The sequence below is a fragment of the Phytoactinopolyspora alkaliphila genome (assembly GCF_010550695.1).
Taxonomy (GTDB): domain Bacteria; phylum Actinomycetota; class Actinomycetes; order Jiangellales; family Jiangellaceae; genus Phytoactinopolyspora; species Phytoactinopolyspora alkaliphila.
Window position 1 is genome coordinate 167,420 of sequence record NZ_JAAGOB010000008.1, and the last position, 19,636, is coordinate 187,055.

General features: G+C 64.0%; 21 protein-coding genes and 1 pseudogene. 17 read left to right on the forward strand and 5 right to left on the reverse strand.

The window, feature by feature from the left end; translation table 11 throughout:
- The first annotated feature begins 127 nt into the window (after positions 1-127).
- Positions 128-1,306, forward strand: a complete 1,179-nt coding sequence (locus tag G1H11_RS16035) for an endonuclease/exonuclease/phosphatase family protein (RefSeq protein ID WP_163819595.1) — start codon at positions 128-130, stop codon at positions 1,304-1,306.
- A gap of 550 nt (positions 1,307-1,856) precedes the next feature.
- On the opposite strand, the gene G1H11_RS16040 is transcribed toward G1H11_RS16035, so the two are convergent.
- Entirely contained in the window at positions 1,857-2,087 is a 231-nt protein-coding gene (locus G1H11_RS16040) for a helix-turn-helix transcriptional regulator (RefSeq protein WP_216843816.1), read from the reverse strand.
- Between the two features lie 217 nt (positions 2,088-2,304).
- Here G1H11_RS16040 and G1H11_RS16045 point away from each other — a divergent pair, with 217 nt between their 5' ends.
- The 12 genes from G1H11_RS16045 (at position 2,305) to G1H11_RS26580 (ending at position 10,658) form a co-directional block, all read left to right on the forward strand.
- Positions 2,305-2,478: a hypothetical protein gene (locus G1H11_RS16045; RefSeq protein WP_163819596.1), complete on the forward strand. Its 174-nt coding sequence runs from the start codon at positions 2,305-2,307 to the stop codon at positions 2,476-2,478.
- A complete protein-coding gene (locus tag G1H11_RS16050) occupies positions 2,475-2,930 on the forward strand; it encodes a hypothetical protein (protein ID WP_163819597.1) in 456 nt (151 codons plus the stop codon). Before G1H11_RS16045 ends, G1H11_RS16050 begins: the two co-directional genes overlap by 4 nt.
- 86 nt (positions 2,931-3,016) lie before the next feature.
- Positions 3,017-3,397, forward strand: coding sequence for a hypothetical protein (locus G1H11_RS16055; RefSeq protein WP_163819598.1), 381 nt, complete (start codon positions 3,017-3,019; stop codon positions 3,395-3,397).
- Between the two features lie 114 nt (positions 3,398-3,511).
- Complete coding sequence (locus G1H11_RS16060; protein WP_163819599.1) at positions 3,512-3,814, forward strand: hypothetical protein; 303 nt, start codon at positions 3,512-3,514, stop codon at positions 3,812-3,814.
- Positions 3,815-3,850: 36 nt separating this feature from the next.
- Entirely contained in the window at positions 3,851-4,045 is a 195-nt protein-coding gene (locus G1H11_RS16065; protein ID WP_163819600.1) for a hypothetical protein, read from the forward strand.
- A 251-nt stretch (positions 4,046-4,296) separates the two neighbouring features.
- On the forward strand, positions 4,297-4,644 hold the full coding sequence (locus G1H11_RS26575) for a helix-turn-helix domain-containing protein (protein ID WP_163819601.1): 348 nt from the start codon (positions 4,297-4,299) through the stop codon (positions 4,642-4,644).
- Between the two features lie 80 nt (positions 4,645-4,724).
- Positions 4,725-5,138 carry a hypothetical protein gene (locus G1H11_RS16075; RefSeq protein ID WP_163819602.1) on the forward strand — a complete coding sequence of 138 codons (414 nt, stop codon included), beginning with the start codon at positions 4,725-4,727 and terminating at the stop codon, positions 5,136-5,138.
- Entirely contained in the window at positions 5,135-6,016 is an 882-nt protein-coding gene (locus tag G1H11_RS16080) for a hypothetical protein (RefSeq protein WP_163819603.1), read from the forward strand. Before G1H11_RS16075 ends, G1H11_RS16080 begins: the two co-directional genes overlap by 4 nt.
- A gap of 497 nt (positions 6,017-6,513) precedes the next feature.
- Positions 6,514-8,277: a hypothetical protein gene (locus G1H11_RS16085; protein ID WP_163819604.1), complete on the forward strand. Its 1,764-nt coding sequence runs from the start codon at positions 6,514-6,516 to the stop codon at positions 8,275-8,277.
- A 6-nt stretch (positions 8,278-8,283) separates the two neighbouring features.
- Positions 8,284-8,952, forward strand: coding sequence for a hypothetical protein (locus G1H11_RS16090; RefSeq protein ID WP_163819605.1), 669 nt, complete (start codon positions 8,284-8,286; stop codon positions 8,950-8,952).
- On the forward strand, positions 8,949-9,650 hold the full coding sequence (locus tag G1H11_RS16095; protein WP_163819606.1) for a hypothetical protein: 702 nt from the start codon (positions 8,949-8,951) through the stop codon (positions 9,648-9,650). The genes G1H11_RS16090 and G1H11_RS16095 overlap by 4 nt, the downstream gene beginning before the upstream one ends.
- 144 nt (positions 9,651-9,794) lie before the next feature.
- Positions 9,795-10,658 carry a peptidoglycan DD-metalloendopeptidase family protein gene (locus tag G1H11_RS26580; protein ID WP_163819607.1) on the forward strand — a complete coding sequence of 288 codons (864 nt, stop codon included), beginning with the start codon at positions 9,795-9,797 and terminating at the stop codon, positions 10,656-10,658.
- 421 nt (positions 10,659-11,079) lie between these two features.
- Here the strand turns inward: G1H11_RS26580 and G1H11_RS16105 are convergent, their stop codons facing one another.
- On the reverse strand, positions 11,080-11,373 hold the full coding sequence (locus G1H11_RS16105; protein WP_163819608.1) for a hypothetical protein: 294 nt from the start codon (positions 11,371-11,373) through the stop codon (positions 11,080-11,082).
- A gap of 203 nt (positions 11,374-11,576) precedes the next feature.
- On the opposite strand from G1H11_RS16105, the gene G1H11_RS16110 reads away from it, so the two are divergent.
- On the forward strand, positions 11,577-11,831 hold the full coding sequence (locus tag G1H11_RS16110) for a hypothetical protein (RefSeq protein ID WP_163819609.1): 255 nt from the start codon (positions 11,577-11,579) through the stop codon (positions 11,829-11,831).
- 440 nt (positions 11,832-12,271) lie between these two features.
- Here the strand turns inward: G1H11_RS16110 and G1H11_RS16115 are convergent, their stop codons facing one another.
- The 3 genes and pseudogenes from G1H11_RS16115 to G1H11_RS16125 form a co-directional block, all read right to left on the reverse strand.
- Positions 12,272-13,609, reverse strand: a complete 1,338-nt coding sequence (locus G1H11_RS16115; protein WP_163819610.1) for a DUF6414 family protein — start codon at positions 13,607-13,609, stop codon at positions 12,272-12,274.
- On the reverse strand, positions 13,609-15,003 hold the full coding sequence (locus G1H11_RS16120) for an ATP-binding protein (RefSeq protein ID WP_163819611.1): 1,395 nt from the start codon (positions 15,001-15,003) through the stop codon (positions 13,609-13,611). Before G1H11_RS16120 ends, G1H11_RS16115 begins: the two co-directional genes overlap by 1 nt.
- Before the next feature lie 169 nt (positions 15,004-15,172).
- Positions 15,173-16,413 (reverse strand): annotated as a pseudogene (locus tag G1H11_RS16125) (IS110 family RNA-guided transposase).
- A 487-nt stretch (positions 16,414-16,900) separates the two neighbouring features.
- Between G1H11_RS16125 and G1H11_RS16130 the strand changes: the two are divergent.
- Genes G1H11_RS16130 through G1H11_RS16140 form a run of 3 tightly spaced genes read left to right on the forward strand, consistent with a single transcriptional unit; the run spans position 16,901 to position 19,514 of the window.
- The gene (locus G1H11_RS16130; protein WP_163819612.1) at positions 16,901-17,137 is read left to right on the forward strand and encodes a hypothetical protein; all 237 of its coding nucleotides are present in this window, start codon (positions 16,901-16,903) and stop codon (positions 17,135-17,137) included.
- Positions 17,134-18,681: an AAA family ATPase gene (locus G1H11_RS16135; RefSeq protein ID WP_163819613.1), complete on the forward strand. Its 1,548-nt coding sequence runs from the start codon at positions 17,134-17,136 to the stop codon at positions 18,679-18,681. The genes G1H11_RS16130 and G1H11_RS16135 overlap by 4 nt, the downstream gene beginning before the upstream one ends.
- Complete coding sequence (locus tag G1H11_RS16140; protein ID WP_163819614.1) at positions 18,678-19,514, forward strand: HNH endonuclease; 837 nt, start codon at positions 18,678-18,680, stop codon at positions 19,512-19,514. The genes G1H11_RS16135 and G1H11_RS16140 overlap by 4 nt, the downstream gene beginning before the upstream one ends.
- The last annotated feature ends 122 nt before the right edge of the window (positions 19,515-19,636 follow it).

The following is a 19,636-nucleotide window of genomic DNA, read 5'->3' on the forward strand; positions in this document are numbered from 1 at the left end:
AAGTCCGCGATACGAGGCGTTTGGCGGGTTAGAACCGCGCGGCGTTGTCAGGACCTCGCATCGTGCTCATTGAGCCAGTGCACACGCCCACGTCGGTACAGACGCTGAGCTATGATCACTTCGTCTGATGATCATCACACGGGCTCTGGGTGGCGGCGTGGTTACGGTGGCGACATTCAACGTAGAGAACCTGTTCGCGCGGCCGAAGGCCTTCGACCCGCTCGACTGGTCGGCCGGCGAGCCTATCCTCCGCGCGTACGGCGAGTTCAACACCCTGATAGCCAACAACACCTACACGGATGCTGATCGCGAGCGGATGCGCGACCTGCTCGTCGAGCTCGGCGTGTACTACCGCAACACGCACGGCGCGATCCGGCGCCGCCCGAGCCAGACTCCGGCGTGGGCGTGGTTGCGTAAGAACCGAGGCTCGTTCGACCGGGAACCACGCGACGCCACCGAGAGTGTCGAGATTATCGCGGCTGGGCGTGATGACTGGATTGGCTGGCTTGAGTTGGCGACCGAGCCGACCGATGAGATCGGCACCCGAATGACCGCCAACGTCATTAGCGACGTGGACGCGGACATCATCGCCGTGATCGAGGCCGAAGACCGCCCAGCCCTCGCGCGGTTCAACCACGAGATGCTCGACAGGACGTACCGGCATGTCATGCTCGTGGACGGCAACGATGAACGCGGCATCGACGTCGGCGTCATGACCAAGCCAGGCTTCCCCATCGGTGCGATCCGGTCCAACGTCGACACCGAAGACGCCACCGGAACGGTCTTCAGCCGTGACTGCCCGCAGTACGAGATCACCACGCCAGCCGGGACCGTCATCCACGTGCTGATCAACCACTTCAAATCCCAGTCCGGCGGAGGAGGAGAGAAACGCAAACGCCAGGCCGATGCGGTTCGCGGCATCGTCGACGAGCTTGTCGGCGACGGCGAGCACGTGATCGTGCTCGGTGACCTGAACGAGGGACAACCCAAGATCGACGAGCCGCCAATCAACCTCGCGAACCTCTTCGACTCCGACGGGCCGCTGATCTCCTGCTACGACCTTGACGGCTTCGACACCGGTGACCGGCCCGGCACCTTCGACACCTGCAGCATTCGTAGCCGGCTGGACTACATCCTCATCTCCCACAGTCTCCAACCGGCCTTCCGCTCCGGGCACGTGTTCCGCAAAGGACTCTGGGGCATCCGCAAGACCCGCCCCACCGCGTGGGACACCTACCCCGAGATGACCGCGGCGATCCATCAGGCATCCGACCACGCCGCCGTCGTCATCGACCTCGATACCTGACCCGGCTAGCGCCGCCGAGCACACACCAGATGTGCCTCATCACGCAAGCAAGGCTGATCGTTGGCATTTCAAAAGCACCGGTGGCGCCATCGCAGGGACCGACCACGACGCCCGAGGACGCGATCAGCCGGTCGGTAGCGGCCGGACACGGATGTCAGCCGTTGAGAAGACCACGATGGCGCCCAAGCCAGGTCAGATTGAAGTCGCGACCTGGCGATCAAGGGAACTATTGTTCTATCTTCGCCTTATGGTCAGCACAGAGATCCACGCGCCACTCAATGAGCACTGGCCTGCCGACCCGAGCCGAGTCCCCGGTCACGAGCCAGCCCTACCGGTACGAGTGCGCCTTATGTGCGAGCGGCACGGCCAAGAGTTCGTAGACGGCACCGCCAAGCGCTGGGACACCCAGCACGTACACGTCACCTTGGACGGCGGACAAACGTGCTGGCTAAAGCCAGTGGACGTATATCGGCGCTCACCAACCCCGTCACCGAGGACCTGACGTGATCCCGGGCCACCACCGGAGCTAGGCCCCTCTTCTCCTACCGGATTAGTCGAAGGTGTCCCGTTGGCCGCGAGATCCGGCACGTGGGCCGCCTTGTTGCTGGCTGGGCCGGTTCTTGTGCCACGCACGGATGGTGTCGGCGTGCCAGACGGATCCGCCGGCTAGCCGCATGTCAGGGGGAGGCATCTCACCGCGACTGACGTAGGTGCGCACCGTGGACCTGGCGACGCCCAGGTACTCCGCCACCGTGCGGGTATCCCATAGCTCGTCTGGCACAGGAGCAAAACTACAGTGCAGCGCATACGCCACGCGGCGTTTGCACTACGTAGCGCACGCGTTGTACCGTCAAATCAAACGGCCCCGCCCAGAGCTTGCACCTCCGGACGGGGCCTACGACGAGACCTACAGGGAGGTCTAGCCGATGGTGTCCAATTTACCGATCGCTGAGCGAGCTGTGCTGCTCCAGAGAGCGTCATCTCTGCCGAATGGGCAGATGTGGCACCTCAAGTTCCTCGACGGCAGCGGCGGTGAGACCAGCACACCGGTCATCAGCATCACTGAAGACACGGACGCGCTCGATGTCGCGGCCTTGCCGAGTGCGCTGCGCGGCCTCGCGGAAAACGACCGGCCCGCCTGCGTCGGGTCGCTTGGGGGTAGAGCGTCGTGAACGACATCTTGCTTCCCTTGTTCTTCGAGGTGGAGAAGACGCTCGAGCGTGTGTCCCGGCCTCTCACCGGGTGGGAGCATGGCCCTGACCCCGACGTTGCCAAAGCCCTCATCGGCCATATCGATGACGCTGCTGCCGGTCTTGCTTTGATCCGCGAACGACTCCTCGCTGGAAGCGACGCCGCCGCGCGAGTCCGGCTCTTGCACCGCCGGGCAGATCAGTGGCTGTTCGCTCACTGCTGTGACTGCGAGGACAAGACCGTCCATCGCACCGCCATGGATCGCTGGGAGAACCCGGTCTGCGTCGAGCCACAGTCACACCAAGGTGTGGCGTGCACGCACTGCCGTGACTTCGACGAACCCGAAGACTGGCCGTGCGCCACCATCCGCGCCCTCAACGGTGACAATGGCGAACCTGCCGCGTCGGCCATCGCCGGTGGTGATCAGCGGTGAACCGAACCGAGGCAAATCGTCGCAGTGTACGAACCGCTCCAGGCCCCGTGGATCGCCCCAAGGTAGGTACGCACGGGGAGGTCGCCATGCCTCAGGCGTTCACGAGCACCGCCACGAGGAAAGGTACCGTGTGGATCGTCGAGTGTGATCAACATCCAGAAGTGCGCTCCCAAGTGCGGTTGTTGTCGTGGGCACGAGATGAACAACGCAGAGAGATCGCCGCGCGTCTCGGCGTGCCCGTCGCGACCGTCACCGTCGACGTGCGCCCGGTCCTACCCGATGACGTGATGGAGCAAATCGCCCGCGCGGAAGAACTGCGTGCTCAGGCTTCAAGTGCCAACCGTGCCGCCGCGGCTGAGCGCAGAGCTACGGCCCGCGCCCTCGCCGCCGAGAACCTTTCATTGCGTGACATCGGGACCATCCTCGGTGTCACGCACCAACGCGCGCACCAACTGCTACACACCTAATCCGCGCCACAAGCACCTCAAGAGCCGTCACGCGCCCACCCAACGGGTCAGTGCGTGGCGGCTCCAGGTCGTCACAACGCGATTCTCGAAGGAAGATCGTTAGTCTTGTCGGTCATGTTCGATCCTGGTGCGCACGTCTTCGTCGACGAAGGCAAATCCAAGGGCTACGTGCTCGCAGCCACCTCCACTCAACCCACCAGCCTCGCCGCCGCCCGCGCGGCGATGCGCCGGCTGCTCCTACCGGGCCAGGACCGTCTGCACTTCGCCAAGGAAAGCGACCCACGACGGCGTTCAATTCTCAGTGCCATGGCGGAACTCGATGTCAGCGTAATCCTGTACGTCAGCCCGGCGAAGTCGCACAAAGTCGGTCGCGAGCGATGCCTTCAGGCACTCCTCGATGACGTCCTCAAACACTAGGTCCACCGCCTCGTGCTTGAACAATACGACTCGCTGATGCGTCACGACCGCCAGCTCATCGCCGCCCGGGTCCGCGACGACGGAACGGCCACACCGCCGGACTACGTGCATCTGCGAAGCAAGAGCGAGCCTCTGATTTGGGTCAGCGACGCCGCAGCATGGTGCTGGCAACGTGGCGGCGAGTGGCGACGACGAACCAGACAGCTCATCGGCCAGATCAACAAGGTCTGACCCCGGAAAAGCGCGAACCCGGCTCGTCCACCGTCCGGAAGACTGCCGGGTCTACTTCAGGCAGCTACTGCCACCTGCACCACTCACCCTACCCGCGCTCCGCGCGACCGTCCACGCCTATGAATCGGCGCAGCCGAGGCCAAATCGGTCGAAGAAAATTGCCAGATTCGCCAGCGGGCTAACGCACGGGCTAATCAACGGGTGACCCCTACGCGGTTTCCTCCTACCTCAGTGATCGGCCCGAATCGGCCATGGCGAACAACGCCTCAGACCGGCTCGTCGTCGGCCACGCCACCCGGCACACCCGGGCAACACACAGCAACGGTTGGAGGAACACCGTGAAACGAACGTTGCCAACGCGAGCAAACCGCGAACCACGGAGCTGGTATTCCGTCGCCGAGGTAGCGCGCATGCTCGGCATGTCCCAGATGACCGTCTACAGGGCTATCGCGGAAGGATCTTTCCCCGCCGTCAAGATCCGCGGCCGGCTCATCGTTCCTGCGAAGGCGCTCGCCGCCATGGAAGACGCTGCCACCACCGCCCAAGGCGTCGTGGATTCGGCCGACTACGTGCCGCCCTCCACCGCGGGCGCCCCCTAACAACGACGGACACGGCGCGCGACCACTCATGAAGAGCGTCGGCGCGCGAACCCGAAACCCGAAACCCGAACGGAGCTCACATGACCGATTCCATTTCCGGGCGCCAGCTGCCCAACCGACGAAAGACATCGAGATGGTGGCTAGCCGAACACGCAGCAGATGGTGACCACGAAGCCGCTGCCGCCGCTATCATCTTGTGCGATCCTATCTTCGCTGGTGACTGGCGGCTCTGGGCACACGTCGACGACAACCGTGAAGAGATCGACTGGGATGGAATACTGGCCGACCGCACATGGTCGTCCGGCGAACACCTCCTGCTAGAACTGGGCCGCAACCTCTGGTCCGGAGGCCATCAGACCGCCGTCGACCTCACCAAGCTGGTTCGCCTCGGTGACCGCTTCTTCTCGGTCGCACTATCGGCGATCGAAGCGCGTCGCGGGTGCGGACCGCTCCCTCGAACCGAGGGGCAGCGCGCATCGGCCAGTCCACGATGATCAGCGACATACGCACGGACGACGGCCTTCGCGATGCGCTGGGCAGGCTTCCGGCCGAGGGCGGCTGGGACGGCCCGCTGGGACGTCGTATTGTCGCGACGCTCGCTGCGGCAGCGCGCCATTGGGTCCGCAGCCACACCTACGACGTCGTTGACCCCCATCGCCGCGAACATCTCACAGGGGTGGCATGGGAGTTTGTCGCCACCAACACGTCGGCCGTCATCGCAGCCCGCTCGCCCTGGGGCCTGCTGATCACCGCGATGCGGCACCACGCCGCCGCGGAAGCGCTCGCCGACGAGCTGTCCACATCGGCGCGGCACGCCAAGAATCTCCTCGAAGAGAAGGTACGCGCACGACTGCCTACTCCCCTGCACTCTGCAGTCCGCCCAGGCCTCGCCCACGAGACAACAGCCACACAACCAGCATCATCAAAGACCAACGATGATCCCGTCAGTCACGAGGTCCTCGCCCACCTCGAGCCGGATCCCACCGCCGACTGGGACAATGCCCTACGCGCCCTCTACGACGAACTCCTCGCCGCGGGCGCGCCGTCAGAGAAGACAGCTGCGGCCATCGAGAACGTCATCGACGCGTCCTGCTCGACCACGTCCCGCTCCCGAATGCATACCGCCGTGTACAGGTCGACGTCCATGCTTGACCTGACGCACGCCCAGAGGCGGGCGCTGACCGAGCTGCTCATCGGCACTCGCCGAGGCGGTCCCGAACAATCCACCTGGCTGGCAATCCGACGGTCGATCGCCTCGGGCGAGGAACCTGCAATGAGCACGGACGTGGTCGCCGCCACCCGCATCGCACGGTTCGCTTCGGCGAGTCAGCAAGATCCAGCGTCGGTCCGGCAGCTGGCGATGTCCGCCTAGGTACGCCGGCCGGCTCAGCACATCCAGTTGGCCCATTCAACGTCATCCATGCTCACGCCCCGAGGTCAGGGGGCGGGCGTGGCTGGCGTTGTCGGGGTCGCCTCGGCAGCGGAGCTAGTTCCGAGAGTCCTCCGCGCTCGTGGCCAACGAGCAGACAGACCTCGGCCGTCGTAAGCGTGTCCCGACGACGGCGGGACCACCGCTGGCTGATCACCGGCGGTGTCACACGGCACAGCCTGGTCACCACGAGTGACCGGGCCGGTGGTGCTGGGCGGGACGAAGGCGCAGCGGGTGAGTCCCGAGCGAAGCGAGGGGGAAGCCCTCATTCTGTCCTCTCCCACCTTCGGCCAAAGACGACGGGCCGCGTCGGGCAGACAGCGCCCTCCGAGATCAACCAACGCACGGTGTCACTCGACGCCACCTTGAGCGGAGCGTGCGCAGCCGACGACTCCCTACGGACAAGAACATCCCGGTCGAGCGGTGAAGGGAGCACGGTCATGACATTCCGTCCAGACCTGACCGCCAAGATCACCGTCGACGATGTCGGTGACGCCACAACGACCATCACCGGCAACGCATGCGACGACGAGCTGATTGTGGACCGAGCCGATGCATGGACCCGGATCATCGACATCGCCACCCAGACTGGACGCCCACTTCTCGTGCGAACGGTCGATGAACACGGTCGCTCCTACCGAGACGTCGTCACCCCCGCGATACCGGCCGACGACGAACGCACCACGTCGGAGGCGCCTCGGGAATCATCTGACCCGGCAGCCCCGCTGCCAGCCAGACACACGAGCCCCGAACCTGGGATGGCGGTCACGACCACCCTCGAATCGGGCTACCCCAGTCCACTCGCCGAGCACCGAGATGCGTTCCCGCAGCCCGATGCTGAAGACCACGGCCACACCGAACCAGACCTGCCCGTAACGCCTGCTGGCGACTGGTTCGAACCCGAGTCTCAACAATTCCGTGCGCCGATGTCGGCCGACGACGCCAAAGACGGTGCTGCCGGAGGCCACCGTCGTGACCTGTCCCACCGCCGACTGCTCGTCGCCGGTGCGGGCATGCTCCTGTGCGTCACACTCGCGGCCGCGATGCTCAGCCCTGGCCGCGGCGAAACGGTCGCCGTCACTAAAGAAGCAGCGGAACCACGCCCTGATGGCCAAGACGACGAGCCACCCGAGCCGCCGGCATGGCACGTCGTCCTCGCAGCCGGAACCAGGCCAACGATCACCCCGGCGGGTCTCGTGGCCGCCCACTCTCGCGCCGGACACATCCAGCTCATCGACCCCGACACGGGATCTGTCGAGTGGCGAGCCGACGCGGGCGATGACGCTTCCTCCCCGGTTGCCTTCTCATATGACAACAGGGACGCCGTTGCCTGGCAACGCCCCGGTCAGCTCGTCGTCGGCGGACCGGCAACCGACCCCAGCCCAGTGACATACCGACTCAACGATGGCGCCCGGATCAGCAACGCCGGAACCCAACTCCTCGTCACCGACCCCGGCCGGCCTGACCAGGTGCTGGTCGTGACCGAATCCGGGCTGACCAAGGTGACCATTCCCGACGACGCGACCGCCATGGCCGCGGTCGGCAACCACGTGGTGTCGTCCAACGGCCATCCGAAGCTCTGGCGCAGCCCGATCCACGGCGGCGAGACCGACGAAGTCCCGCTGCACGGCCCCGCCGAGATGACGCCGCACCGCTGGGCGGGCATGGCAGGCGACACCGTCACCGTGGTGTGGGCAGCACCCGGCTCCCAGAATCCGGACGGCGAGGTCATCGTGATGGCACACGACGCCGCAACGGGCCAGCCGCTTGCGTCGATCGGTGCTCGTTGGGGCGATGTCGCGGAGGCCGACCTGACTGCTGCGCCAGGTCCGCGTTCCGTCGCGTTAGGCCCAGCGGTGTTGCCGCTCACCGAGGGCCGCGAGCCACTGACCGCACCGGGAGTCAGGTGGGTGCGCTACGTCAACTCCCAGCTCTGGGGCGTGCGTCGAGGCGACGGCCGCGTCGTGCGTCTCGATAAAGCCGGCGTACTCCACGTCCTGCCCGATGGCGCTCGGATGCCCTACGGCATCACCGATGAAGGTGCATGCGTCGTCGTCGATGGCGACACCGTCTATGCGCTAAGCGCGGGGTCAGAGACGCCCGATTCACGAAGTAGCGGCAACGGCTCAAAAGAGCCCCCGCCCGACAGCTCGTCGATCCTTCCACGCCGGCTCCGACAACAAGCAGAGAGAACCGAGAGGTGACCGACCATGAAGAACACGCGATTCGTCTCCGGTCTTTGGGAGCACGTCAACGCCACCGACCGCAGCGGCGGCGGATACCTGACGACCTATGAAGTGGCCGCGAGGACCCGTGATGAGGCTTCACTCCCCCATGCCGCTCACAGCGACCGCCACATGGTGACGCGAGACGTGATGATGGCGATCGTCGAACGGCAGACTGACCTGCACAACGTCCCACGTCCCGTGGCGCAACGCGACAGCTTCCCGACGCCGGCAGGTGAGGCATTTCCCCTGCTGGATTATCTCAGCTGGGACGGCCACCGGGTTCGGGTGGAATTCCGGCACGTCATTGAGGTGGGCGACGACAAGCCGTCCACCGTTGCGACCGGGCACTTCCATCTCGCCCCGGACGCCGACGGGCTATACCACCTCAACCAGCTCGGATGGGACCTTCACCCTGTACCCAGGGATTCACGGATGCTCCGCCCGGTCAGCAGCACCCTGCATCCGGCGGTGGACGACATGGCTCGCCGCGCCGTTGATGCGGTCGAGAACGGGGATATCGGGTACGGCGCAGCCTCACGCGTCCTGCTCAGGGACATCACGGTGATGGCCCGACGACCACGACTCGATGCCCTCAGCTCGTTGCGGGTCTCGCACGGTCAAGAGAGCCCGTCGCGAGGGGTGACGCTGTGACTCCTAGCCTCATGCGTGCCCGAAGGCTCGCCATCACCCGCGCATGGACGGTGACGATCGTTGCGGCGTTGCTCGTCGCAGGCGCCACCGTCATGACGCTGATTTTCCACCCGGGCAGCGCTGACCACGACGACGTGGCGAGCCGCGACGTCGCCCAACAATCACCGCAGGTGCACACTGGCAGTCCGCACACGAAAGCTGACACTGAGCATCGCTCTGCTGTTGGCGCGGTCGCCCCGGCTCCGCCTGACGACGATCCTGCCGAACTGGGACGCTGGATCGCCGAGGTCGTCTACGGGATCGACTCCCGAAACCAGCGCGACTCCTACGTCGACGCCCTGCAGGCGGTCACGAGCAGCGCCTCCGGAACAGACGACACATCGCCGATCACGATTGCCGAACTGTTGCCAGAGCCGGACGTGTGGGAACGTATGGCCGAACACGAGCAGTGGTCTACCTTCGACGCCCGCGAACCGGTCGGCACCGAAACGGTGGACGCAGACGTCGCTCAGGGCGCCTTCGGTATTGCTACGAGCATCGTGCTGGTCACCGGCCGTCAGACCATTCACTACCTCGGCGACGACGGAACACCGCAGACTCACACCGTCCTTCCGGCGCTACAGATGCTCATCGGCTGCGCCGACGAGTTCGCTGGGTGCCGACTGTTGCACGTCGTCGATCAGCAACCCAGGTCGTAGACGCTGAGGAAACTCACGAAAGCATTCACTGCGGCCGTCGCCATCGGCCCGGCCACCCTTCTCTGCGCCTTCGCTCTCGGATTCACCATCATTCTTGTAGACGACGATGGTGGAACAGACGGCGACAACGACGGCCACATTTGCGTGGCCAGCAATTCGGATCCGCTCGACCCTGAGCAGCGACATATCGCCCGCACGATCATCACCGCAGGAGAAGCGGCCGGCGTACCGAGGCGAGGCTTCGTCGTCGCCCTCGCCACCGCCGCGGTTGAGTCCGGCGTCCGCAACCTCGATTACGGCGATCGCGATTCCCTCGGCGTCTTCCAACAACGCCCATCCGCAGGATGGGGAACACCCGAACAGATCACGGACGTCGCCTACTCCGCCAAGGCATTCTTCGGCGGTTCGACCGGGCCGAACTCTTACGGGTCGGGAAGCGAACCACCCGGCCTTCTCGACATTCCCGGCTGGGAAGACATACCCATCGGCGAGGCAGCACAAGCGGTACAGCGCAGCGCCTACCCCGACCGATACGCCGACTGGGAAGACCGCGCCCGCGCCTGGGTCACCGACCTCCTCGACGACGACGCCACATGCGAAGCGGCGCTCCCGATCAAATCCGGCCAGTACCGAGTCACAGACCGTTTCGGATGGCGCCAACACCCCATCACCGGCGAGTGGAAACTCCACGACGGCATCGACCTCGCCGCGCCAACCGGCACCACCGTGATGGCGATCGCACCAGGCAAGGTCACCTTCGTGGGCTTTCGTCCGTGGGCCGGACCTCACCTCGTCGAGATCGATCACGGCGACGGGCACGCCAGTGTCTACGGACACATGTCAGAAGCCGTCGTGAGCCCAGGCGACACCATCGATGCCGGGCAACAGATCGGCACAGTTGGCAACGAGGGCCTCTCCACCGGCCCACACCTACACCTCACGATCCGCGCCAACGGATCGCCGATCAACCCTGAGAAATGGCTAGCCAACCGCGGCCTCGGCTTCTGAGGCGCTCGAATTGTAGGTTCTCATCGAAGATGTCGTTTTTCATCGGAATGTCATCTGCAGATGCCCGGGCGGCAAGAGAGCATGGCCCTGCTGGTGCGGCGTTACCAACAGCAGCTAACGGCATTTGCGTCATCCCGCCCCACACTGGGCACAGCCCGGGGCCCGAAATCTTCCAGAGAAACAGAAGCAGTCCCTACGGCAATCGAGCGCCTCCAAGTCGACGCCGCCGAGTCCGCAGCGCTCCTCGACGCAGCATGCCGTGGCCCAGGGACATTGCCGGTGGCTCAGTCGAGCTCGCGTCCAGGCAGGCGCCCTGACCAGGCCCATAGGTTGATTCGGTGTAATTTCCGGCATCCCGACGGGCGCGCCCACCCAACGACATCACACAGCCGCGAAGTCTCGCGGCTCAGTTGGGCTTAGGTCAGGTTAGCAACGCCGCGATGACGAGAATGACCGCGATAAGGATCGGCACACCGATAAGTCCGAACAGGATCAGTGACCACCCGAGCGTGCTCCTGGCCTTTGCGACATCGGAGTCTTTCGGCGCTGCGATCACCGACCGGATTTCGTCGCGTAGGCTCTTGGGTTTCCGGATGTCTGCGAACTGATCATGGATGCGGGCGACGTCCTTCAAGGACTTAGCGGCAGCCAGCTGAGCGGCGTAGTCCGCCGCACGCTGGGGATCAGCATCGGGATTCAACTCAGGCGTGGTCATGCGTACCTCCGGATCGGACTCCCCACCCATGGTGGCGCGTCGACTACGTGACTCATAGAGACCAAGGTCCTCGCTCTGCACCTACAGGCCCTCGGCCATACTTCAGGTGGCGCTTGCGAGTACCACGTGCGTTTGTTCATTAAATCTCGGCCCGTCGCGCGTCGCACGGGTCGCCCCGGTCGCTACCTGGCTATCGTCATGTCATGTCGGATCGCACCGCCAGTGGCTATGCCATCTTCATTAACGGAGTGCAGAGCGCTGGCAAGTCAACTGTAGCCAAGCTGGTCGAGCGGCGAACGTTGACGTTTCGCATCGCCTCCGGCGACGAGTTGATCTTGACGGTGCCGGTTTATCAGCGAGTACTCCGGGCCGCTGAGATCTTCGGCCGTTTGCTTGCAACCGTCGATGAGCAGCGAGATACGCAACGGGCAAGATTCTATTCGTTCTGCTACGCCTAGCCGAGAGTGATCGAGTCCGGCGTGAACGATCGCGGAGTGACAGACGACTCCATCTGCTTTTCGAGAGGAGTGGCATAAGATTGTGGGGCAAGACGAGCTGCACGTTCTCGTCGTCGACTCCTCAGCGTTAAATCCCGCCGAGATTACCAGCCAGGTAATCCGTGCGGCCAAGTGCACCTGGGGGCGACATTGAGTTGTAATGCGGAAGAACAATGGGCGCCGAAAAGACATCCTAGTGCAATGTTTCGCCTTGATCGCCGGTCGGCCGAAAGCGCTGGCAGGTCGACCACTGACGTTCACGAGAATGCGGTGACAGTAGATGCATCGTAGCCGGGACCTCACAATAGTGCGTCAATCCGGCTCCAGATTGACGCACGCTCGACCTGTCACAGATGCGCCTTCGAGACGTAGGGAAGTGCCGGATTCGCGGCACGGGCAGGTCACCAGTACATAGCGATGAACTCAAGTTCTAGTACGGGCGTCTTCGCTTCAGGTGGTATGGTCGGACCCTCGTGCGTCGGCAAACTCACTAGCACTTGTGCGCTTCGCCAGGCCTCCTGTCGAAAGACCCCAACCTTGTCCTCGTCGCGTTCGAGGTGTTCGTGGTTGCTGTAGAACTCGTCTGTAACGTTATTTAAAGCCGCGAGCTTGCCTTCAAGAGTGCCGTCGTCGAGCAGCGAGGCTAACGTTTCCGGGGATATTCCAGTGGCTTTGACACTGTGATGATTGGCCAGGCTGAAATTGAGCTTGGTGCCGGCAACGACGAGAGCCGCCGCTGGCTCGACCGTTGGACGTGTCTCGTCGGTAACGGTCCTGAGCGCGTCGACAGCCGTGATGAGCCCGCTTGCGGCGGAAGGGATGACTCGCCTGAAGGTCTCGATCATCTTCACTGGCGTCCACCCGTCCTGGAGACCGGTTCGGCTAATTCGGCCTAGAACGTCGAACTCAGCTTCTGCGTGAAGGATGCGTCGTGTGTCCTTCCAGAACGAGCCGGTCTCTGCGACACCGACAACGCGAAGCGGTTCAGTGGTGGTTTGGCCGTCCCATATGGAGTTGAGTGCTGCGATGTCTGCGACCCACACGTCGCCGTCCGCGTCGGTCACAATCTCGTGAGTGGTGGAACGGCCCTCGATGGGAACAAGGTCCTCCATGAGCTCAGCGAGGAATTCGCCCGCGTCCATGGCGGTCTTAATCCCAGAGACGTCTCGGACCTGAAGTAGTTCCGGGTACTTGTTGGCCAAGCCAGTCACCAACCGCATAAAGGTTGTGATGTCGAATGTGTGATGTGCGCGGAGCGAAACCCGGAGCTCTGCGAGCGCTCCGCGGGTGAGGTTCGAAGCGCGGATCGCGTGCTGCGCCTCTTCGAGTTGCATTAGGGCGTCACCGAGGCTGTTTGCATCTTTGAACTTCGTGTCGAGAGCGTTTGCCGCTAGCAGAAATGTTGGGCGGTACATGCCATGGAGCCGTGCGAACTGGCTTTGGATGTTGAACTGTCGCTGGACCTGGAGCCCGTTGGATCGGCTCGAGTTCAACTCTCCGCTCATGTTTGCCTTCGCCACCAGCGGTGCACCGCCTTCGATCTGGGCCGAAAGGACTTCTCCCGCCGTTGAGTCCGCGGACTCTGACATCGTGACTGGAGGAGGCATGTCGGGCGCGGAGGTGAGGCTGTAGACGCTGACCTCGTCCAGGTAGACAAACTCTCGTAGCGAGCCGGCTGTGCCGATCACCGGCGTGGGAGGGGCCACGGTGTTCGTTGGCTTCTTCTTGAAGAACTTCACTAGATCCTCGCGATCTGAGTGCGCCGTGCCAGCACTTGTCGGGCGATGCGTTCGATCGCGACTTCGCAGTCGAGGTCAAGAATCTGTTTTCGACCCTCGCTGCGAGCGAACTGAAAGGCGCGGGTCCAGAGAGCTCGAAGGTCTGCGCTGCACCATGTCTCGGTCAGCGTCGCCAATCGGCGCACGTCGATGTCCTCGGCTAAGTCCTTCGGGCTAGTTGCCTGCAAGATTGCCTCGCGAGCGTCGATCGTGGGGAGCTCAAAGTCGATCCGTCGGTCGAATCGCCCCGACCTCAGCATTGTGGGATCTAGGGCGTCGGGTCGGTTGGTTGCGCCGACGATGAGAGCGCGTCCAGGCTTCTCGTCGAAACCGTCGAGGAGTGCGAGAAATTGTGTGATCAGCTTGTTTGACATTTCGTGCGCAGTCGAGGACCGGGCGCCGCCGAGGCTATCGATCTCATCGAAGAAGACGACCGCGCGGTCAAGGCTGTCCGCCTCATCCATCAACGCGCGAAGCATTTCCTCACTCTCGTTGACCCATTTGCTGGCAATCTCAGGGCCGCGCACATGAAAGTAGACTGCGTTCGCTTCGTTCGCCAGCGCACGCGCAAGCATGGTCTTTCCAGTTCCGGACTCGCCAGCAAGAAGGAGCCCACGGATGGGGAGCATGCCTTTCTCCTTCAGCGCTTCGGTGTTGTGCATCATTTCGATGATCTGTCGCAACTCGGCGATCTGGCCGTCGAGGCCTTCGATCCCGTCGAAAGTCTCCGTCACCTTGCTCGGGTCGACCCGGAAGCGAGAATGAACCGCTGTCGCCGCGGGAGGATCGTCGCGGTACCTCAATGGACGCTCGTCAAGTTCCTTTACGATTCCGGTTTCACTAAGTTCGACGGTCGACCATTCCTTCCAGTCGATGACGCCTTCGTGTGGGAGCCATAGGAGCGAGTGGTCGGTCTCTACGAGTGACCGTGTCTCCTCAACCCGTCGCACTACTCCAATGCCATTCTTCGGTGGCGGCAGCAGTCCGTCGGGCGCACGGACGAAAGTGCTGCCGGATACGAGAATGACCGCGCCTATCGCTACTTCCGGTCCTCCATCCCGGTGGAGCGGCCCGTAGCCTCCACCGGTGTAGCGGACCCAGTAGGTCTCCCCTGGTGCGGCCAACACCACAGTGGCGAGAGACCCAGTCTCCGAGCCCCTCGGGAACACCTCAATCGGAGCTTCGACAAATGAGCCGTCCTCCAACGAGACCAGCAGGATCGATCCGACCTCGACATCTGGACCGTCGTGTGGATCGAGGAAACCTGCATTGCCGTTGGCGTAGCGGACCCAGAGCAGATCGTCCTCGTTATCAACAAAAGCCACGGTTGCCAGTGCACCGGCTGTCGGCGACATCCCTCTGCCCCCTTTGCAGCCATCGGCACGTCCCAGTCATGGCTAGCCCCACCTCGGCGGACGGCTGGTGCGTAGCACTCGCCCACAGCCTAGTCGCTACCTCCGACAGCCGAGCGATGTCCGCCATGGACGCCGAGGGAAGGTGCGTCACACCGGCTCCCCTCTGTTGTCAACCCGCTCTTTTGAGGGACTTGTTGGCGGTGGCCTTACGGGGTCGCGCGGATGGTTGTAAGGTCGGTTTCGCGGGTCCGGGAAGTGGCTGATCCGAAGTGTCGATGTGCGGGGGTAGATCGACCGCGCTGGATATCAGAGTCGCCCCGCAGTGCCCTCCCGGGCCCGTGCCAGCCTCGGTCGCCGTCTGGTTCGCCTGCTGGTTCTCGGCGGCGTTGGCTGCGGCTCGGGCGTCGGCGAAAGTTGGCGGTAGACGGCATCGGAGATGCGTCGCTTCAGGCATCGCATGGCCTCCATCCGGGTCTTGCCTTCGGCGAGCTTGCGGCGGAAGTAGGTCCGGCCGGGAGTGTCGAGGCGGACCTGGGTGGCTGCGGCGATGTGCAGCATGTGGTTCATCTTCCGGTTCCCGGCCCGCGACAGCCGGTGCCTGACCTGTTCCCCGGAGGAGGCGTCAAGGGGCGCGGTGCCGGTCCAGGACGCAAACCGGTTCCGGTCGGCGAACCGGGCGACGTCGCCGACGTCGGCGAGGATCTTGGCTGCCACGATGGGCCCGACGCCGGGCAGGTCCATCAGCGTGGAACCTCGGGCGATGACCATCTCCTTGAGTTCCTTGGTCAGCGCCTTGATCTTCTTCTCCACCGCAACCAGCTCGGTCAGCTGTTCGGCGGCGAGCCGGCGGCGTGTCTTCCCGGCCAGATCCCGAGGGCGCACCGAAGCGAGGATTCCCTTGGCCTGCAGGGCGGTGATGTCCTTCTTCGCTTTCCCGGGAGTCAGCTCGGACAGCAGCCGCTGCAGCCGGTTGACAGTCTGGACCCGCTGCCGGGTGAGCTCTTCACGCCGGTCAGCGAGCATCCGCAGCGCCTCGAGCTCGACGCCGTAGGACAGCACCCGCAGCCCGCCGGTGCGGACCGCGACCACCGCGACCGCGTGTGCGTCGTGAGCGTCGGTCTTGCGGTTGTGGCCGGTGTCGAACAACCGCGCCCGGGCGGCCAGTTTCGCGGGCACGTCGACCACGTGCTCACCGTCTGCCAACAGCCGCTGCGCCAGCGGGCGACCGGCGCCGTTGCTGCCCTCGACCGCCCAGACCCGCTCCGGCCACGCCGCGACGTGCTTGAGCATCGCGGCATAGCCTGCGTTGTTTGTGCTGAAACGACCGGCTGTCAGCACCGTCTCGCGGTCGTTGACGGCCTCGATGGTCACCGACAGCTTGTGGGGATCGACCCCGATGAACACCTTCATCCAGCCACTCGCCTTCTCCTCGTGAACCGAAGGGAAACGCGAGGCGGGCACTGCTACTACGAGCTGGGCAGTCTCCTCTGGAGCCACGCCTCGGCACGGCGCCCAGCGGGAACGCAAACCGATAGAGGGCCACACCCACGCAACGGGGTGGGCAGCCGCAAAGAGAGCGTCCCGCCAAGCGCCTGGACCGAGCCTGGCCGGACGTCGATCCTGAGGCAATCGTCTAGTAACCGCGAACGACACAGGATGCGCTTGGATCTCGCGTGACAACTGAACGCATGCACATGACCTTGAGATGAGGAGATCCGCGTGATCGGACGGTGAATGGTTCATAGTCGAGTCCGTTAGGGACTGAGGGATGTTGTCCCGAAGGTTGGGCTGATCACCGTCTAAGCTGTGCGCTAGGTCTGCGTCGTAGCAGACGCGGGGTCTTGCTTCTCGGCATCTCATCGCCGCCGTGCCCGGCCCAGTTCGCGTGGAGGCGTCATTGTTTGGTCGCGATGAAGAGGTTCGTGCAATCACGGCCGCTCCTCAGCGAGTCACGCTGCTCGTCGGCGACTCCGGCTTCGGTAAGAGCATCGTCCCGGATGCTGCCCAGGACCTGCGCTCTGACGCGGTCGCGCCAGGACCTGTCCAGCTGCGGGATGCGCCCGCCTACGCCCACGGTACGACCGCGTTCTTCGAGCGCTACTTCGGACTTGCCAAGAGGGGCAGCGTGACATGAAATTTCAGGTGCTCGGAGTTGGCCAGTTCCCGAACCGGAACAGCCGTCGAGGGGTCTGCTATCTGACGTCTGACCGATGGAACGACTACAACTTCCAGACGCAGTTCTACTTGACGTACCTCGCGCCAGACGGCACGGAGCACGCGATCGGGAAGGTTAAGATCGGGGGACGTGGCTGGGAAGAGGAGCAGAAGAGTCCGGAGCTTCCAGCCAGCTTCGATGAACTCGGGGACGATCTCTTCTCCGTCGGCCAGGACGACGACTACTACACACGCTTAAACAAGCTCCCCGACAGCATCGGTCGGGTGATCCTGAGGGCGCTCAGGGACTTCGCCTTCGACAATACGATCTTCGACCAGGTACGCCAGGAAGAAGTCACCCGGGTCTCCCTTCTGCGTGAGCTGTCAGTAGCAGCCGTCAAAGGCCGGCTGAACCGACTCGCGCGCGGACAGGTGCTTCTTACGCCGTACTCCTTCACCTATCTGTGGCCCGCCGCCGATGGCGAGGGCGAAGACTCGCTCTCCTTCAAGGTGACGCCCTACAGCAAGCCGCCGACGAACATCAATGTCCTGATCGGGCGCAACGGTGCCGGCAAGACCCGCATCCTGCACGGCATGGCATCGGCCCTGGCCGGCCAGCAAGGCGGAGAGCACGTCGGACGATTCCTCGTCGGCGAGAACGAGGCCACCGCCAAAGACTTTGCGAACGTGGTCTCCGTGACATTCAGCGCCTTCGACCCATTCGATCCCCTGCCAGACGGGGTCACGAAGCGCAACGAGATCAAGTACTCCTACGTCGGCCTCCTACGCGCGCCGCAGCACAATGAGCGCCCATCCACCAAGAACGCCGACGAACTCGCCGAGGAGTTTGCCGACTCACTGCTGAAGCACTGTGCCACGGGGGCTCGTAGCCGCCGCTGGACACAGGCGGTCGAGACTCTCAGTGCCGATCCCAACTTCCACGACGCCAACCTCCCACAACTCCTCGATGACCCCGGCAGCGACAACGACAACATCCGCAGCACAAGGGCCTTCGGAGTCTTCCGTGAGCTCAGCTCCGGCCACAGCATCGTCCTCCTCACCATGACGAAGCTCGTCGAGAAGGTCGACGAGCGAACCTTGGTTCTCCTGGATGAGCCGGAGTCACACCTGCATCCACCACTGCTCTCCGCGTTCGTGCGCGCCTTGTCCGACCTGCTGATCGATCGCAACGGGGTCGCGGTGGTTGCCACCCACTCGCCGGTCGTCCTGCAAGAGGTACCGCGCACCTGCGTCTGGAGGATCGAGCGCTCAGGCAACGCCCGCGAGGTCTTCGCGCCCGCCGTGGAGACCTTTGGCGAGAACGTCGGCACACTCACACGGGAGATCTTCGGGCTGGAGGTGACGTCGACCGGCTTCTATGCGCTGCTCCAGACGGAGGCGCGGCACGCCGAGTCCTACGAGGACGCGGCTGCGGCCTTCGACCACCAGCTCGGGGGCGAGGCGTCCGCCGTCCTCCGCGCCTATGTTGCCCAGCGGGCACGCCGGCAAGGTGACCAGGTGTGAGGTACCTCGACGTTCCTGACGACGACGCGGTGGACGTCTACGAACTCTCGATCTCGAAGATCCAGGTACCACACACAAAGGACCGTTTCGCCAAAGCTACGGTTCAGCTCTGCGAAGACTCCGACCGCTACCTGAGAGCCGTGGCGGCGGGCGGCCTTGCCGCGGAGCCGGACTTCACGTTGACGGACGTGACTCAGGAAGAGATGTCGAGGCACTACAAGAACAGGTTCGCCCGAAAGGAAAGCCCCGGCCGCCGAGTGTACGACCAGATCAAGATCCGGGCTCGAGGCATGTGTCCGCTCTGCGGCCCGCGGACCGTGGGCACGCTCGACCACTACTGGCCCAAGAGCCCGCATACCAGCCTGGCTGTCCATCCCGCTAACCTCGTTCCCTGTTGCTGGGAGTGCAACAACAGGAAAGCTGACTTTCAGCCCTCGGACCGTGCTGGAGAACTGCTCCACCCGTATTTCGATAACCTCGGCAACGACCTTTGGCTCGAATGCGAGATCATAGACGTCAGCGGAAGTCCCGCATTCCTTTTCGCGCCCACGCGTCCTGCCTCATGGTCCGACGAGACCTTCTGGCGCGTGTGCCATCACTTCGAGTTCTTCGACCTGGGAGAGCTCTACGCCTCGCAGGCCGCCAACGAGTTCGAGAGCATCCGACACGAGTTGGCCGAGGTTCTCACCGAGGACGACGCGGCCGGCGTGCGGAAGCACCTCGAGCGAGCCACCCGTTCGCGAACCAATAGCGAGCCGAACGGATGGCAGGCCGCCATGTATCGCGCGATGGCTGCTTCAACCAAGTTTCACGCGGGTCCGTTTACGAAGTGACGTTCGCGGGCACCCGAGCCTGCGCCCTCTGGTTCGCGTAGCCACGAGACGGAAACCAGTCCGAGCAGACCGCAAGCGAGGCGTAGAACCGAGCCTCCCCCAGATTCGTCACGCCAACGCCG